The sequence below is a fragment of the Kribbella sp. NPDC058245 genome, assembly GCF_042882005.1.
Classification (GTDB): Bacteria; Actinomycetota; Actinomycetes; order Propionibacteriales; family Kribbellaceae; genus Kribbella.
Genome location: NZ_JBHVWY010000006.1, coordinates 363,874 through 379,767, shown reverse-complemented (window position 1 = coordinate 379,767; position 15,894 = coordinate 363,874). Strand labels below are relative to the sequence as shown.

Annotated in this window: 13 protein-coding genes; 2 read left to right on the top strand and 11 right to left on the bottom strand. The window is 67.1% G+C overall.

Annotated elements, in window-relative coordinates:
- Positions 1 to 305: 305 nt before the first annotated feature.
- The gene (locus ACFVWG_RS16870; RefSeq protein ID WP_391544198.1) at positions 306 to 1,238 is read right to left on the bottom strand and encodes a glycoside hydrolase family 16 protein; all 933 of its coding nucleotides are present in this window, start codon (positions 1,236 to 1,238) and stop codon (positions 306 to 308) included.
- Positions 1,239 to 1,391: 153 nt separating this feature from the next.
- Between ACFVWG_RS16870 and ACFVWG_RS16865 the strand changes: the two genes are divergently transcribed.
- On the top strand, positions 1,392 to 2,105 hold the full coding sequence (locus ACFVWG_RS16865) for a GntR family transcriptional regulator (RefSeq protein ID WP_391544197.1): 714 nt from the start codon (positions 1,392 to 1,394) through the stop codon (positions 2,103 to 2,105).
- 12 nt (positions 2,106 to 2,117) lie between these two features.
- On the opposite strand, the gene ACFVWG_RS16860 is transcribed toward ACFVWG_RS16865, so the two are convergent.
- The 8 genes from ACFVWG_RS16860 to ACFVWG_RS16825 all read right to left on the bottom strand — a co-directional run bounded on the left by ACFVWG_RS16860 (position 2,118) and on the right by ACFVWG_RS16825 (position 10,335).
- On the bottom strand, positions 2,118 to 2,942 hold the full coding sequence (locus tag ACFVWG_RS16860) for a carbohydrate ABC transporter permease (protein WP_391544196.1): 825 nt from the start codon (positions 2,940 to 2,942) through the stop codon (positions 2,118 to 2,120).
- On the bottom strand, positions 2,939 to 3,775 hold the full coding sequence (locus ACFVWG_RS16855; protein WP_391544195.1) for a carbohydrate ABC transporter permease: 837 nt from the start codon (positions 3,773 to 3,775) through the stop codon (positions 2,939 to 2,941). Before ACFVWG_RS16855 ends, ACFVWG_RS16860 begins: the two co-directional genes overlap by 4 nt.
- A 125-nt stretch (positions 3,776 to 3,900) precedes the next feature.
- A complete protein-coding gene (locus ACFVWG_RS16850) occupies positions 3,901 to 5,166 on the bottom strand; it encodes an extracellular solute-binding protein (RefSeq protein ID WP_391544194.1) in 1,266 nt (421 codons plus the stop codon).
- 210 nt (positions 5,167 to 5,376) lie between these two features.
- Positions 5,377 to 6,048, bottom strand: coding sequence for a hypothetical protein (locus tag ACFVWG_RS16845; RefSeq protein WP_391544193.1), 672 nt, complete (start codon positions 6,046 to 6,048; stop codon positions 5,377 to 5,379).
- Positions 6,049 to 6,071: 23 nt separating this feature from the next.
- The gene (locus ACFVWG_RS16840) at positions 6,072 to 6,269 is read right to left on the bottom strand and encodes a hypothetical protein (protein ID WP_391544192.1); all 198 of its coding nucleotides are present in this window, start codon (positions 6,267 to 6,269) and stop codon (positions 6,072 to 6,074) included.
- On the bottom strand, positions 6,266 to 7,393 hold the full coding sequence (locus tag ACFVWG_RS16835; RefSeq protein WP_391544191.1) for an aminotransferase class I/II-fold pyridoxal phosphate-dependent enzyme: 1,128 nt from the start codon (positions 7,391 to 7,393) through the stop codon (positions 6,266 to 6,268). Before ACFVWG_RS16835 ends, ACFVWG_RS16840 begins: the two co-directional genes overlap by 4 nt.
- Entirely contained in the window at positions 7,377 to 8,012 is a 636-nt protein-coding gene (locus tag ACFVWG_RS16830; protein ID WP_391544190.1) for a transcriptional regulator, read from the bottom strand. Before ACFVWG_RS16830 ends, ACFVWG_RS16835 begins: the two co-directional genes overlap by 17 nt.
- A 1,546-nt stretch (positions 8,013 to 9,558) precedes the next feature.
- On the bottom strand, positions 9,559 to 10,335 hold the full coding sequence (locus ACFVWG_RS16825) for a PrsW family intramembrane metalloprotease (RefSeq protein ID WP_391544189.1): 777 nt from the start codon (positions 10,333 to 10,335) through the stop codon (positions 9,559 to 9,561).
- A 151-nt stretch (positions 10,336 to 10,486) separates the two neighbouring features.
- Here ACFVWG_RS16825 and ACFVWG_RS16820 point away from each other — a divergent pair, with 151 nt between their 5' ends.
- Entirely contained in the window at positions 10,487 to 14,074 is a 3,588-nt protein-coding gene (locus tag ACFVWG_RS16820) for a S8 family serine peptidase (RefSeq protein ID WP_391544188.1), read from the top strand.
- Here ACFVWG_RS16820 and ACFVWG_RS16815 read toward each other — a convergent pair.
- Complete coding sequence (locus tag ACFVWG_RS16815; RefSeq protein WP_391544187.1) at positions 14,067 to 15,209, bottom strand: sensor histidine kinase; 1,143 nt, start codon at positions 15,207 to 15,209, stop codon at positions 14,067 to 14,069. The two genes, ACFVWG_RS16820 and ACFVWG_RS16815, sit on opposite strands and share 8 nt — an antisense overlap.
- The gene (locus ACFVWG_RS16810; protein ID WP_391544186.1) at positions 15,206 to 15,862 is read right to left on the bottom strand and encodes a response regulator transcription factor; all 657 of its coding nucleotides are present in this window, start codon (positions 15,860 to 15,862) and stop codon (positions 15,206 to 15,208) included. The genes ACFVWG_RS16815 and ACFVWG_RS16810 overlap by 4 nt, the downstream gene beginning before the upstream one ends.
- Positions 15,863 to 15,894 lie beyond the last annotated feature (32 nt).

Below are 15,894 nucleotides of genomic sequence, written 5' to 3'. Positions count from 1 at the left end.
AGGGTGCCGGAGCGTTGGGGGCAAGAGTTGAGTCGGTGGGGCGGTGAACGAGTGAGTGTCGTTCGCCGCCCCACCTAGGTGGCTGGGCCCCCATCAGGCCGCGGCTCTCACCGCGGGCTGCTTGCCCATCCACCAGTGAGGTGCCACTGGCGGGCGGTACCTCACCGTCGAAGTACGGAGGCGTCCTCCGTCGTGGCGTGGTGCGGACGCCGTTTACGGACCGTACTCAGTCCGGCACAGGTTGTCCATGGGCAAAGCAGCCATCTCACCACATGACCCGATTGCTTACTCAGCAGACAACAGCCTCAGCAGGAGATGTTGTCCTGGTGGGTCGTACCTGCGGTGCGGAAGTTGTTCACGCGGGCGGTGATCTGGGCAGGTGTCAAGGTTTCGTTCTTCGCGTAGTAGACCCAGTCGGCCGACTGGACATAGTTGCTGGTGCCGCCGGTATGGGCGTCCAGGTCGATGAACCACAGGTTGTAGTTCAGCGTCATCGGCCGCCGCGGGTAGACGTTGTGGCCGTCGTCGTCGGTCGTGTGGTCGGCGGCCAGCGCGCCGTCGATGTAGTACTTGACGTGCCCGCCGGCGACGACCGTGACGAGGGTGTGCCAGCCGTTGTGGCTGGAGTAGCGCGCGGTGCTCTTGCGCCAGCCGTCGAACGGGTCCACCTGGTAGGTGTTCCAGCTGGTGATGAAGTTGACCGGGCCGGTCTCACCCCAACCGCCGTTCGGCAGGTACTCCGAGATGTCGAGCTCCGAGTACGTCGGCTCCCAGTCGTAGTCCAGCGGGGAGATCGTGTAGAAGGTCTGGTTGATGTGGTCACCGTCGTTGCCGGTGGTCGGGGTGTCGCTGAACTTGAACCGGGTCGCGTAGGTGCCCTCGAAGAACCGTAGGGCGTTCTGCTGGACCTGCGCCTGGGTGGTGCCGCCGGCAGTGCCGTTGGTCGCAGCCTTGAGCTGCAGCGACTTCTGGCCGTCCACGGTCGGGAAGGACACGTTGGCCGCGGTCCAGGTATCCGGGATCCCGGGGCCGCCGGCGCCGGACCGGACGCTCCAGTCGTGGCCGGTGAAGTTCGGGTCGGTCCGCGACGTGTAGTTGAAGTCGTCGAACAGCGCACCACACGCGGTCGCCTTGGCGACAGCTTCGGGGCGGGCGGTGGCGGTGGTCGCGGTCCCGGCGGCGAGGGCAGCCAGTACGACGGCAGTGGCGGTGAAGCGAATCGTGCGTGATCGAGTCATCGGAAGTTCACAACCTTCAAAGGTCTCGGGGGCGGGCAATCCCTCGTAGGGTGGTCTATCCAATTGGTAAAGTCAATGCGTAATCCACGCTCGAAAGGTGCCGAGGTGGTTCGGAAATGCGAGGATAAGGCTTACCACTGGTAAGATTTGGGGATGCGAAGGACTGAGGCGCGCGACCAGCTGCTGCGGCTGATCGAGGAGCGGAACCCGGGTGAGCCGCTGCCGTCGGAGCGGATGCTGAGCGAGTCGCTGGGCGTCTCCCGGCCCACGTTGCGGGCCGCGCTGGACGATCTGGCCCGCGACGGCCTGATCACCCGTGAGCACGGCCGCGGCACCTTCACCAACCCGCGCCGGATCCACCAGGAGCTGGAGCCAACCGCCTCCGGCGACTTCCAGGCGCCGCTGGCCGAGGGGTCGCCCTGGCCCGCCCGGCTGATCAGCTTCGAGGTCGGTCCGGCCGGCGCGCGGCTCGGTCAGCGGATGGAGATGTCACCCGGCGACGAGCTGGTCACCGCGGTCCGGCTGCGCCTCGTGGACAACGCGCCGATGTGCATCGAGAAGATCCGGATCCCCGGGAGCTTCGTGCCCGGCATCGCCGGGCGGGACTTCGAGCTGGGTTCGCTCTACGGGCTGCTGCGCTCGCGGTATCACGTTGCACCGAGGACCGCCGTACAGACTGCGGAGCCGACGGTGACGGACGCCGAGGAGGCTGAGGTGCTCGGGGTCCCGCTGCACTCGCCGGCGCTGCTCTTCGAGCGCACCACCCGGAACGCGGACCACGCCGTGATCGAGTACACCCGCTCCATCTATCGCGGAGACCGGTACCGGATCACGACGCGGCTGACGTTCCCAGAAGGTGCGCTCTGAGAAGGGCGTCTCCTAGCCCTTGACTGCGCCGGCGGCGACACCCGAGGTGACGCGGCCCTGGAGGACCAGGAAGATCAGCAGGACCGGGAGCATGAACAACGTGGCCGCGGCCATCGTCGCGCCCCAGTCGGTACCGAAGGTGTTGCTGAACGACGACAGCCAGACCGGTAGCGTCCGCTGGTTCTGTTCCTTGATGATCAACAGGTTCGCGAACGCGAACTCGTTCCACGCGGTGATGAACCCGAACAAGGATGTGGACAGCAGCCCGGGCGCGAGCAGCGGGAACACGATCCGCCGGAACGCCTGGAACTGGTTGCATCCGTCCACCTGCGCGGCCTCTTCGAGGTCCGGCGGAATGGCGTTCAGGAATCCGCGCAGCGTCACGATCGTGAACGGCAACGTCATCATGAAATAGATCAGCGTCAGCATCGGCAGCTTGTCCAGCATGTCGGTGTCGCGCGCGATCACGTACATCGGGATCAGCAGTGCTTCCCACGGCGTCATCTGCGCGACGAACACCATCACGATGAACGCCTGCCGGCCCTTCCACTTCAGCCGCGCGACCGAGTACGCCGCCAGGCAGGCGACGATGAGCGCGAGCAGGACGCCGCTGATCGCGACGAACGCGGAGTTCCGCCAGAACAACCAGAACCCGTCCGCGTGCACCGCCGTACTGAAGTGGCTCAAGGTGATGTCGGTCGGGAAGAACGACGGCGTCTCGGCCTGGATGTCCTTGGTCGGCTTGAAGGCCGTCAGGATCATCCAGTAGACCGGGAAGACCGCGAACGCGAAGACTCCCAGCGCGATGACGTTGAGGACTATCCGCTTCGGCTTCACAGTTCACCTTCTTCCTTGAACAGCTGGCGGAAGTAGGCCAGCAGTACGACGGTCAGCAGCAGCACCGTCACCATCGAGATCGCCGCACCGAGGTCGTACCGGTTCAGCGACTGGGCGATCTGGTAGGCGTAGACCGGCAGCGTCAGGGTCGCGTCACCCGGTCCGCCCTGGCTGATCACCCAGATCTGCACGAAGCTCTTGAAGACCCAGATCACCTCCAGGCACAGGATCAGCCCGAACATCGGCCGCAGGATCGGGAACGTGATCAGCCCGAACATCCGGATCGGCCCGGCCCCGTCCATCGACGCCGACTCGTAGATCTCCTTCGGCACCGTGGTGATCGCGGCGTACAGGGTGAGTGCCGCGAACGGCACCGACTGCCAGACGATCATGATCACGATGATCGCGAACGTCGACGTACCGTCCGCGAACCACGCATAACCGTCGTACTGGGTGAAGCCGAGCTGGACGAGTACCCAGTTGACGACGCCGAGCTGGGACTGGAACAACCACTGGAACACGGTCGTTGCCGCCAGCACCGGAATGGCCCAGGCCAGCACCAGGCCGCCCATCACGAGGAAGCGCATCCACTTGCCCAGGGCATCGATCAGCAGCGCGACCAGGGTGGCCAGCACCATGATCAGTACGACGTTGATCGCGGTGAACGCGAAGGTCCGGCCGACCACCGACCAGAACTTGTCGTCGGTGAAGATCGCCTGGTAGTTGTCGATCCCGACGAACTCGGCGCCACCGCGGATGAGCTGGGCGATGCCGAACTTCTGGAACGAGATGATCAGGTTCCGGATCAACGGGTAGATCAGTAGGTACGCCATCCCCAGGACGGTTGGCGCGATCAACAAATAAGGAAGAACCCGCGGGCGCCCCCGCCGGGCCCCGGCTGAGGGTTTCTCGGGCGGGGTGGCGGGGGCGGTCCGCTCGGCTTGAGCGAGAGCCACGGTTACTTTCCGCTGTTCAGGGCCTCGGTGATGATCGCGTCGGCCGCCTGGGCCGCCGCGGCCGGGTCACCGCCGGTGAGCACCTTGGTCTGGTACTCCTTGATCGGGTTCTTCGCCTCGACCGCTGCCCAGTTCGGCGAGTTCGGGGTCGCCTTGCCGTTGGCCGCACCGGCCGCCATCGCGCTGGTGCCCTCGTCGCCGGTGACCTGGGACGCGAGCGCCTTGCGGTTCGGCACGTACTTCATCGACTTGGCCAGGTCGACCTGCCACTTCTCGCCGGCCAGCTCCTTGATGAAGGTGTAGGCCGCGTCCGGGGCGTCCGACGCCTCCGGCACGATCAGGTCCGAGCCACCGGTGAAGACCGCACCCGGCTTGTCTGCGGTCTTGCCCGGGATCGGGAAGAAGCCCAGCTTGTCCTTGAGCGCTGGGTTCGCCTGGGCGATCAGCTCGGCAGCACCCGGTACGGCGATCATCTGCGCGACCTTGCCCTGCGCGAACACGTCGGTCTGGGTCGGCTTCGCCTCGTCGGAGTCCTTCGGACCCTTGCCGAGCGCCTGGATCTGCTTGTAGAACTCCATGCCCTTGAGCGCCTCCGGGGACTCGAGGGCACCCTTCCAGTTGTCGCCGTCCTTGACCGCCAGGTCGCCGCCCTCGTCCCAGATGAAGCCGGACAGCACGTAGAAGTTCTGACCGGGCAGATAGATGCCCTGGTTGCCACCGGTGTTCAGCTTGGCGGTGGCGGCCAGCCACTCCTCGCGGGTCTTCGGCGGGGTCTTGATCCCGGCCGCCGCGAACAGGTCCTTGCGGTAGACGACCACGCGGTTGGCCGCGTAGTACGGAACGCCGTACTGCTTGCCCTCGTAGTTGCCGGGGCCGGCCAGACCTTCGATCCAGTCGTCGCCCTGCAGGTCGCTCTTCTTGTCGGACAGGTCCCGCACGCCGCCGGACGCGGAGTACTGCGCGACCTGGGTGTTGCCGACCTCGATCACGTCCGGCGCGTCCTTGCTGGCCAGCGCGCCGATGATCTTCGGGCCGATCCCGTTCCATTCCTGGATCTGGACGTTCAGCTTGACGTCGGTGTGCTTCGCCGCGAAGTCATCGGTGAACCGCTTCAGGAAGTCGTCCGAGACGCTCCCCTTCATCAGCCACACGTCGATGGTCTTCGGACCGGAACTTGCTTCGTTCTTGTCGCCGGACGACCCACACGCCGCGAGGGCGGTGAGGGACAGGGCCGCGACAGCAGCCACGGCAAGCGAACGGAACTTCATGGATCACCCCTGGTATGAACCTGTTCCTGCAGAGGCCCCGAGAATTGCCCAGCCGTGACTGACGGGTCAATAGTTCAGAAGTGTCCGTTACTATTCTGTGAGAGCGCGATCGCGCTGGTTCACGCATGCCGGAGCGGCTAAACCGGTCAAGCTGTGCAGCGCCAGTTGCACATGGCGCAACCACACCACTTCCGCACCTCGTGATGCCAATTAACGAACCAGTTGGGCGAGAATCGCGCCCGCAACGGCCGCATCGGTGGCTCCGACGCCGGTCAGATCGGCGATCGAACGGCGTACATCAGGCCTTCCGTCGCGAAGGACTTCGCCTACCGCAACGTCCGCCGTCGCCCCGACCACGCCGGCCCGTACGGCGTTGCCGAAGTCACCGTGATGGAGGCACTGGGCGTGGTCATCGGTGGCGATGAACGCACCGGCGAAGACCTCGGCTGGCAACTCGCCCTTTCCCGGCATATCGGTCCCGATGCCGGTGATGTGCACGGCGCCCCGGAACGCCTCCAGCGGCAACGGCTCGCGAGCAGCGGTCGTCGTGATCACGCAGGGAGCGCCGGTCAACCCGTCCGGCGTCGCGTTCACACCTTCTGCGGTGAGCGCTGCGCACAGACGCTCGACGGCTTCCGGTCGGCGTCCCCAGACCTTCACGTGGGTGAGTGGTCGCAGTTCGCGCAACCACAGCACCTGCAGGAGTGCCTGCTCACCAGTCCCCAGTACGGCGACCTCGTCGATGCCGGATGGGGTCATCGCGTCGGTGATGAGCGCCCCGGCGGCCGCCGTACGCCATGCTGTCAGCTTTCCCTCATCTGCAAGGACTGCAGCCGACTGACCGTTGGTCGCATCTACGGCAAGCATCAGCCCGTTGTTCACGGATCCGAAAGTGCTCGCCACTTTCACCACGAAGTAGGCGTTCCGCCCACGTGACCGGCTTTCACGTGGGTGTCACCGGCGTACTCGGGGAACTCGAGCACCATCGGCGCCGGCACCGACGTACGGCCCTCGGCATGCGCAATCAGGGCGGACCGCACCGCGTCGAACACGACCGCGTGCGTCGCCACCGGTGCGATCTCCGCCAGACCGAACACCTTCATCTGGCGTCCAGCCACTCGGACCAGACAGCGAGTGCCGGACCGGGATTGTGCCGTCCGAGGCCAACGCGGAAGCGATCAGTCGGGGTTGCGGTCAGCTCGGAGCGGTAGATGCTCGCGGGCAGCAGCAGCACGCCGGTCTGCTCGACGAGCGCCTCACACATCGCCTCGACGCCGTCGGGCCCGAGGTAGCGCGGATAGGTCACGCACCCACCGTCCGGCGCGGTGAACTCGAACAGATCCGGGTAGCGATCGAAGAACTCGGTGAAGAGTGGCAGGTTCGCCGCGACGATCCCGCGGTTGCGCTTGAGGATCTGGTCGCGAGCGCGGAGTGCGATCAGCGCGAGCACCTCACTCGGCGCCGAGTTGCAGATCGTCGTGTAGTGCTTGGCGCGTTCGAGTCGATCCAGTACGGCGCGATCACGGCAGGCGACCCACCCGATTCGCAGTCCAGGCAGGCCGTAGGCCTTGGACATCACGTTCAGGGAGAGCGCCGTACCGGAGAGATCTGTTGCCTGAGGCAACGGATTACGGTTGAGCTCGAGTCCGCGGTAGACCTCGTCGGAGAACAGCAGGATGCCGCGCTCCGCGCACAGCTCGACCAGTCGTTGCCACGCCTCGGGTGTCGGGACCGCGCCGGTCGGGTTGTTCGGGAAGTTGACCGAGACCATCCGCGTATTCGGCCGCAGTGCAGCTTCGACCGCGGCGACGTCGAGCGCCCAGCCGTCCTCGGGCCGCAGCGCGACCCCGGTCACCGCCGCGACGGACAGCGGCACGGTCTCGGCGGCCTGGTAGTTCGGGGTGAGGACGACGAGGTGATCACTCGGCTCCAGCAAGGTGCGCATCGCAAGGTAGATCCCCTCCTCCGCACCTGCGAAGCAGAGGATGTCGTCCGCCTCCACCTCGTCGTACGTCGCCGCGATCGCCTCCCGCAGCGCCGGCAGTCCACGCGTCTCGGTGTACCCGAGGGCCAGCGACTCCCAGCGCTCCCGACCATCGTCGTCAGCCAGCGCGAGCAGCTCGGACATCGTGAGCGTCTGCGCATCCGATGCGGTCAGGTGGTACCGCGCAGTGAACTCCCAGCGCGCGAAGTGGGTCTCCAGCCGGAAATCAGGCAGAGTCGGCATGCGGCTCCTTCCGAGCCTCGGCAAGCAGTTGATAGAGCGCAGACCGCGACACCTGCAACGCCCGAGCCACCGCAGGCACCGACCGCCTCTGACTGAGCACTCCGGCTTTCTCGAGACGCCTCAGCAGCTCCACGCGGTCAGACCGCCCCAGCCGCTCAACCGGTACGCCGCGCTCCTGCACGTAGGTCGCAACCAGCTCATTGAGCGTCTCGGTCCAGTCATGCTCAAAGAACACCCGCGGCTGCCCGGACACCGGCGCCGCGAACGCAGCCAGCAGGCGGCTCGCACTCTCGAACGCAGTCCGGTCGACATTGACGCACAACACGTAAGCCGCCGTACCGTCGTCATCCCGCAGTACGGCGCTCACACTCGACAGCCGACGCCCATCCGGCAACACCTTCGGATACGGCCCATACGCGTCGCGCGCCGTCTCACTCAGCTCGTCAAGCTCCCCGAGCAGCGACGGATCCCCAGGCTCCCGCCCCGACAACGGATTCCAGATCGCCACGATCCGATCCGTCGCCGAGTCATGCAGCACCACCTCCGCATGAGGCGACAACAATCGCGCCAACACCTCGCCCACCGGCGCAATCTGCTCAGGAGTCACGAGTTTGGACACTATATCCACTCTGGACAGATTGTCCATGCATCGGTTTTACTCTCCTCCGTCTCGCGCGCCTGCGGCCGAGCCGGTACGACGGGGGTGATTGCTCGCCACTCCGCCTGCGGCCGGCCCGGTACGACGGGGGTGATTGCTCGCCACTCCGACAGCGGCCGGCCCGGTACGACGGGGGTGGTTGCTCGCCACTCCGCCTGCGGCCGGGGAGGTGGGTTTGTGGTTGCTCGCCGCTGCGGCCGATTTACAGTGACGGGTGGCTGGCCTGGGCGCGTGGCTGAGGGGGATGGATCCGTCGGCGACCACGGTGGGCGTTTCCTGGGCTTCCGGGCTGTGGTTGCGGCCGGCAGCGACGAGGCCTGAAAAGTGACCCACCGTGGCGGATGCTCCCACCCAGGCCCCTCGCCCCCTCGGCATCTGGTGGGTTCACCCATCGGCTTGTGGGTTCTGCACCCGCATGCGAGTCCAAAACCCACCACCTCATGGGTTAACCCATCAGATGGCGAGGCCCCGGGGGTGCTGGGGGGGTGCTGGGGGGGTGCTGCCGCGCCTGGCAGCCCTCGCTAATTGGTGCCTTTTCGTCACCGGGTCCCCAAAACTCGCCAATTAGCGCAACCCACCCGCACGCCGGCCCGCCCGGTCCACTAATTGGTGGATTTTCGTCACCGAGTCCCCAAAACTCACCAATTAGCGCGACCGACCCCGCGTTGCGGTCCGCCTGCGCGTTATCCGTGACTTTTTCGGCGCATGGACCCGAAAAGTTCACCGATAACGCGGACCATGCCCGCTGCCGGTCGCCCCGCTCACTGGATGGAACGTTGTGTCCAAATAGCGACCAGGACCGTCTACTCGGCGCAGATCTTGGACCCCAGCCACAGCCCGGAAGCCCAAACAACGGGAACCGCGGTCACCGACGGATCCATCCCCCTCAGCCCCGCACCCACGCCAGCCACCCGCCACTGTAAATCGGCCGCAGCGGCGAGCAACCCAAGGCCCACGCCCCCGGCCGCAGACGGAATGGCGAGCAACCACTCCCGCCGTACCGGACAACGCATCCCGACCCCACCATCCCCCTAACCGCATTTGAACGGATATCCCCTGAAATGCACCCTTCTCCCCTCGAATTTCCAGGGGAGAAGGGTCAACATGCGGGGTTATCCGTTCAAATTGCCGGAGGCGGAGGCGGAAGCGGAAGCGGAAGCGGAAGCGGAAGCGGAAGCGGAAGCGGAAGCGGAGGCGGAGTGAGCGAGCGCGGGCGGGGGCGCGCCAACCAAACGCCGTACCGGACCTGCCGCAGTCGGAGCGGCGGGCAACCACGCCGCCGGACGAGCCACCAATCGGGGGCTTGAACAGGGAGTGGTGGGCGGGGACAGGTCATAGCTTGTTCAAGGGCACGTCAGGGGGTGCACGCCCCCGGGCGGGTGCGCGTGGAGTACGGCGGCGCGGGTGGGTGGTGCATGGAGTGCGGCGGCGCGGGTGGGTAGCGCGTGGAGTACGGCGGCGCGGGTGGGTGGTGCGTGGAGTGCGGCGGCGCGGGTGGGTGGTGCGGTTAGTGGGCGGCGTCCCAGCGTTGGGCTCGGCGGAGGCCGTAGAGGAGGAGGCCGATGGAGATGGCGCCTACTACGGAGTAGGTGACTACGCCGCCGATTCCGTCCCAGGCGGTGTGGAGGGCGACGGCTAGGGCGTACATGCCGGCGAAGCCTGCCAGGTGTTTGCCGGTGGGGGCGCTGACGAACCGCCAGAGGCCCCAGCAGCTCAGGCCGGTCCAGGCGGCGTGGCCGGCGGGTGACAGCAGGCCGCGGACGAAGAGGGTCTGCTCGGCGGCGCCGACGTTTCCGCCCGACTGGAGCAGGGCGACGAAGGCGTAGCCCATCGTTTCCAGTACGGCGAAGCCGGTGCCGACCGCTACTCCGATGACGATCCCGCGTCCGATCGAACTGCGGTAGCGGTGCCCGAAGAACACCACCAGGATTGCGGGGACGACCAGTTTGGCCGCCTCCTCGATCAGACCGACTCCGAGCATCGGGAGCGTGCCCAGTCGGCGCATGGCGTCGTACTCGAGTAGTCCGGCGACCACTACGCCCACTACGCCGCCGAACAGGAGGCAGCCGCCCAGGGTGGGGCCGTCGATCAGCCAGCGGCCGGAGCGGCCTGCGGCGAAGGTGACGAAGGTCAGAGGGACGACGAGGGCGCCCAGCAGGATCATCGTCGGGAACAGGTTCGGATTGTTGGTGTCGGCAAGTACTGCGAGGACCGCGAAGTACAGGGCCGCACCGACCAGCAGCGTGCCGAGCCACGCCCACTTCCGCACCGCAGACACAGTCATGTGCTGATGGTGCCGGTGCTGGCGTGGTTGCGCCATGTCGCAGGGACGGCAGTGATGGACAGGGCGGATCACCGTGACGAGATTGCAAACTCAACCCGAAGGGGTTGCCCCTAATCCTTGAACTTCACCCTCCGAACGAGGAGACCTGCCCATGCGCTCCCCACGGATCACCGCGGTCGCAGTCGCCGCGGTTCTGACCCTCGGCGTCGTACCGGTGACCCCGGCCGTCGCCGCGGCACCGCCCCCGCGCGTCAACAGCGCGCGCCCGAGCACCGCCTCAGTCACCCTGATCACCGGTGACGTCGTGTCGGTCACCGACGCGGGTAACGGCAAGAAGGCAGCCAGTGTCCAGCCGGCACCGGGCCGCGAACGCATCGCGTTCCACACCGTCGAGGCCGACGGCGGCCTGCGCGTCCTGCCGAGTGACGCCGTCCCGTACATCTCGACCGGAGTCCTCGACGTTGACCTGTTCGACGTCGACGAGCTCATCCGAGACGGGTACGGCGACGCTGCCGCCCAGCAACTCCCGTTGATCGTCAAGTACGCCGGGGGCCTCCGCAGCGCCTCCACACTCGCCGGTACGACGACCACCCGGCCGCTGGAGTCGATCGGCGCCTCGGCGGTCTCCGCGGCCAAGGACCAGCTCCCCACGCTCTGGAAGTCGCTGTCGGGTGCACATGCGCTGAGTGGTGGCGTCAGCAAGGTCTGGCTGGACGGCAAGGTGCGTCCGGTGCTGGACAAGAGCGTGCCGCAGATCGGTGCGCCGGACGCGTGGAAGGCCGGTTACCAGGGCTCCGGCGTACAGGTCGCCGTACTGGACACCGGTGTGGACGCGCAGCACCCGGACCTGGCCGGCAAGGTCAAGGAAGCGCAGGACTTCTCCGGCAGTGAGACCGGACCGGTCGACCACTTCGGCCACGGCACGCACGTCGCAGCGACGATCGCCGGGACCGGTGCGGGCGCCGGTGGGACCCGCAAGGGCGTGGCGCCGCAGGCCGACCTGCTGATCGGCAAGGTGCTCAACGACGACGGCATCGGCTACGACTCGTGGATCATCGCCGGGATGGAGTGGGCGGCCGCGAAGGGCGCCAAGGTCGTCAACATGAGCCTCGGCGGCGAGGCCACCGACGGTACCGATCCGCTGAGCCAGGCCGTCAACGACATCACCGCCCGGACGGGCACGCTGTTCGTCGTCGCAGCAGGCAACGACGGCCCGAGCGACGAGACAGTCGGTACGCCGGGCTCAGCAGCCGCCGCACTCACCGTCGGAGCCGTCGACCGCGCTGACAAGCTCGCCGACTTCTCCAGCCGCGGACCGCGGCTCGGCGACGGCGGACTGAAGCCGGAGATCACCGCACCGGGTGTGGAGATCGTCGCGGCCCGCGCGGCCGGCACTGCCATGGGCAACCCGGTGGACAACCTCTACACAGCAGCCTCCGGTACGTCGATGGCCACGCCGCACGTGGCGGGCGCTGCGGCGCTCCTCGCGCAGCAGCACCCAGACTGGAAGGCCGACCAGCTCAAGAACGCACTGGTCAGCACCGCGAAGACGCAGGCGAACCAGACCGTCTACCAGCAAGGTGCCGGCCGGGTCGACCTGACGCGGGCGGTCGCTCAGCAGGTGTTCGCCAGCGGTGTGGCCGACTTCGGCCTGACCACAGGCAGCCGGCAGATCACCTACCGGAACGACAGCGCCGCACCGATCACGCTGGCTTTGTCCACGGCGGTCACCAACCTCGACAGCGGCAAGGCAGAGTCCGACGCGTTCGGCCTCCCGGCCACCGTCACCGTCCCGGCACACGGAAGCACCGATGTCTCGCTGAACCTCGACGGTGCGAAGCTCGAGCGCGGTCTGCACAGTGGCTGGGTCACAGCGACCGGACCGAACGGAGTGCTCACCCACACTGCGGTTGGCGCGTTCAAGCAGGGCCCCAAGCACACAGTGACGTTGCGGGCGGTCGGGCTGGACGGCAAGCCGACCGGTGTCCCGGTCATCTCGCTCTACGGCAGCAACGCGCGTTCCGACGTACTGGCCTGGATCGGTGACGGTCAGACCTACCAGGCCGAGGTCGAGGAGGGCACGTACCTGCTGCACTCGCTGGTCGAGGACTACGACCCGGAGCACGAGCAGGTCAGCCTGTTCACCGACCCGAACGTCCTGGTCGACAAGGACCGGGAGATCGTCATCGATGCGCGCAAGGCGGTACCGATCACCATCGAGACCCCGAAGCCGTCCGAGCAGCAGTCGATCCTGAGCTACTACGTGCATCGCGAGTACCCGAACGGCCGCTCGATCAGCCACGGGGTGATGCACTTCAGCACGGTGCAGCAGGTGAACGTGACGCCGACCAAGCCGGTCAAGGACGGCACGTTCGAGTTCTCGTCCCGCTGGCAGCTGGTCGCACCGATGGTCCAGACCTCGATGCCTGACCTCGACATCAACCTGCTGCACCAGTCGCCGTCGTACGAAGGCAAGCGGCGCTTCCCGCTCACACTCAAGCCCACCAAGGGCGCACTGCTCGTCGAGCGCACCCGGGACGACGTGAGCGAAAGCGAGCAGATCGCCGCAGCGGCCGCTGCCGGAGCCGCTGCGATCATCCTGGTCCGTCCTGCAGAGCAAGGCGCTTGGACGGTATGGCGGCCGACGGGCGACCGTGAACCCATCCCCGCGATGGTGACCACCAATGGCAACGGTCAGAAGCTGATCGACCGGGCCAGGCGCAGCCACGCCACCATCGACGTCACGCTGACCACGTCGAGCCCCTACCTGTACGACGTACAGCAGGTGGCGACCGGAGCGATCCCCAGCAAGATCAACTACCGGGTGACCGCGCAGAACTCCGCCCGCGTCACCACGCGCTACAACGACAACGGTGGGTTCGGCTGGGCATCGGAGCAGCGGTTCGGCTGGCGTCCGTGGCAGGACTACTCGTGGAATGACTCACAGCGGTTCGTCCAGACACCCAAGGTCCGCGAGGAGTGGGTGACGTCGGGTGACTCGCTCTGGCAGCACCGGGTGAGCCACGGCCTCAGCTGGGACACCATGAATCCGCTCCAGGGCGGGATGACCGAGCGACCGAAGAGCTACCGCACCGGTACGTCGAACGAGACGTGGTTCGGTCCGGTCGTCCGGCCGGCCGCAGCGACCGGTGTGGTCTCCACACGCACCGGCGACCGGCTATCACTGCGCATCCCGACGTTCGTCGACGCAGACGGGCACTACACGATCGGTGAGACCAGTGCGGCGTCCGCGACGCTCTCGCGCAACGGCACTGTGGTCGCCCAACTGCCGGATGCGTGGCAGGACGTCATCACCAGCAGCGGCGACGCGTCGTACCGGCTGGACCTCAGCACCGAACGGAACGATCCGGACGGTGAATGGCTCTGGGGCACGAAGACTCAGACCAGCTGGGACTTCCACTCCGCCAAGACCGCAGAGGACAAGGCCACCCCGCTGTCCCTGCTACAGGTCGGCTACAAAGCACCGACCGACCTGACAGGCCGCGCACCGCGGACGCACGTGCTGGGCTTCGAAGCACCGAAGGCCACCGGCCTGCAGGCGTGGGCGTCGTACGACGAAGGCAAGTCCTGGCAGCGCCTCCCCGTGGTGGGTGCACTCGGCCACTACCTCGCCATCGTCACCAATGCCCGCAACACCGTCTCCCTCAAGGTCCAGGCGACCGGCACAGGCGGCACCAAGGTCACCCAGACCGTCCTCAGGGCCTACGGCATCAAGTAGCCGGCAGGCTGACCCGGACGGTGAGACCACCGTCCGGGTTGGCCTGTGCAGTGGCCTCACCACCATGCGCCTTCGCAACAGCCCGGACGATCGACAGTCCCAGACCGGAACCCTTCTGCTCGGTCCGGACGTGCGCCCGGCGGAAGGGCTCGAAGAGCAATTCCACTTCGGACTCCGGCACCACCGGCCCGGTGTTGGTCACTGTGAGCACCACCTGCTCCGGCCCTCGGGTAGTCCGCACGTCGACCGACCCGCCGGGGACGTTGTAGCGGACTGCGTTCTCCAGCAGGTTCTCGACCACGCGGCTGAGCAAGACCGGGTCACCGATCGTCGGAGCGGCGGTCAGCACCGTACTCAGGGCCAGCTCGGTGCTAGTGGCTTCGACGACCTCCGCCGCGATCGCAGCGAGGTCTACCGGCTGCGTGTCGAAGGCTGCGCTCTCGCTCTCCGCCAGCAGAAGCAGGCCCTCGATCAGTTGCTCGTGCCGCCGGTTCACTGCGAGCAGTGAGGTGCCCAGCTCCTTCGTCTGGTCGGGTACGCCGGGCTCTCCGAGCGCGACCTCGACCAGAACGCGGTTCGTCGCCAGCGGTGTGCGCAGCTCGTGGGAGGCGTTCGCAACGAAGCGGCGCTGTCCGTCGAACGACCGGTCCAATCGGTCCAGCATCTCGTCGAAGCTGTCGGCCAACTGCTTCACGTCGTCGTCCGCACCGACCAGGGCGATCCGCTCGTGCAGACCGTTCCCGGTACCGTCCGCGGCGATCCGCTGCGCAGTCTCCCGGATCCGCTGCACCGGTCGCAGTGCCCGGCCAGCCAGCAACCAACCCGAGGCACCCGCCAGCAGTCCGACACCGAGCAGTGCGATGCCGCCCTGAGTCACCAGCGCCCGCCCGGCCGCCGCGCGCACCTCCTCCTGCTGACTGCGGATCTCGCTGACCAGCTGATCCACATCCCGCCCGGACGCCCCCACCGCATCGGCACGGATCGCTGCGATCCGCGTGTCGGTCTGACGGTTCAGTTGGCCTGCCAGGCTGTTCTGCACGAGCAGATAGGTCACGCCCAGCAGGACTGCGCCGGCGACGAGGAACAGGCCGCCGTACAGGACGGTGAGGCGCGCGCGCAGCGTCCAGCTCTTCATGAGAGCCGGTAGCCGGCGCCGGGCACGGTCTCGACCAGTGGCGGGTCGCCGAGCTTGCGGCGCAGCTTCATCACCGTCACCCGCACCACGTTGCTGAACGGGTCGATGTGCTCGTCCCACGCCTTCTCCAGCAGGGCCTCCGCGGAGACGACCGCTCCCTCGGCTCTGAGCAGTTCTGCGAGCACTGCGAACTCCCGGTTCGCCAGAGCGATCGGTTGACCGTCTCGCTCCACTGAACGCCGTGCCGGGTCCAGTCTGATCCCAGCACGCTCCAGAAGCGGCGGTACGGCGGGTTGCGAGCGCCGGGCCAACGCATGCACCCGTGCTGCGAGTTCAGCGAACGAGAACGGCTTACCGAGGTAGTCGTCCGCACCGATCGCCAGTCCGGCCACTCGATCGCGGACCGCGGTCGAGGCCGTCAGCATCAGCACCCGCGCGGCCGAGTCACCACCGACGATCTGCCGGCACACCTCGTCACCGTGCACGAGTGGCAGGTCCCGATCCAGTACGACGACGTCGTACGCGTGCACGCCGATCCGCTCCAGCGCGGCGGCTCCGTCGTACACGACGTCGACCGCGAAGGACTCGCGCCGTAGTCCGCGCGCGACCTCGTCCGCCAGCAGGCTCTCGTCCTCGACCACCAGGATCCGCATGGCTCTATCGTGCCGGGAGTCGCGTAACCGGG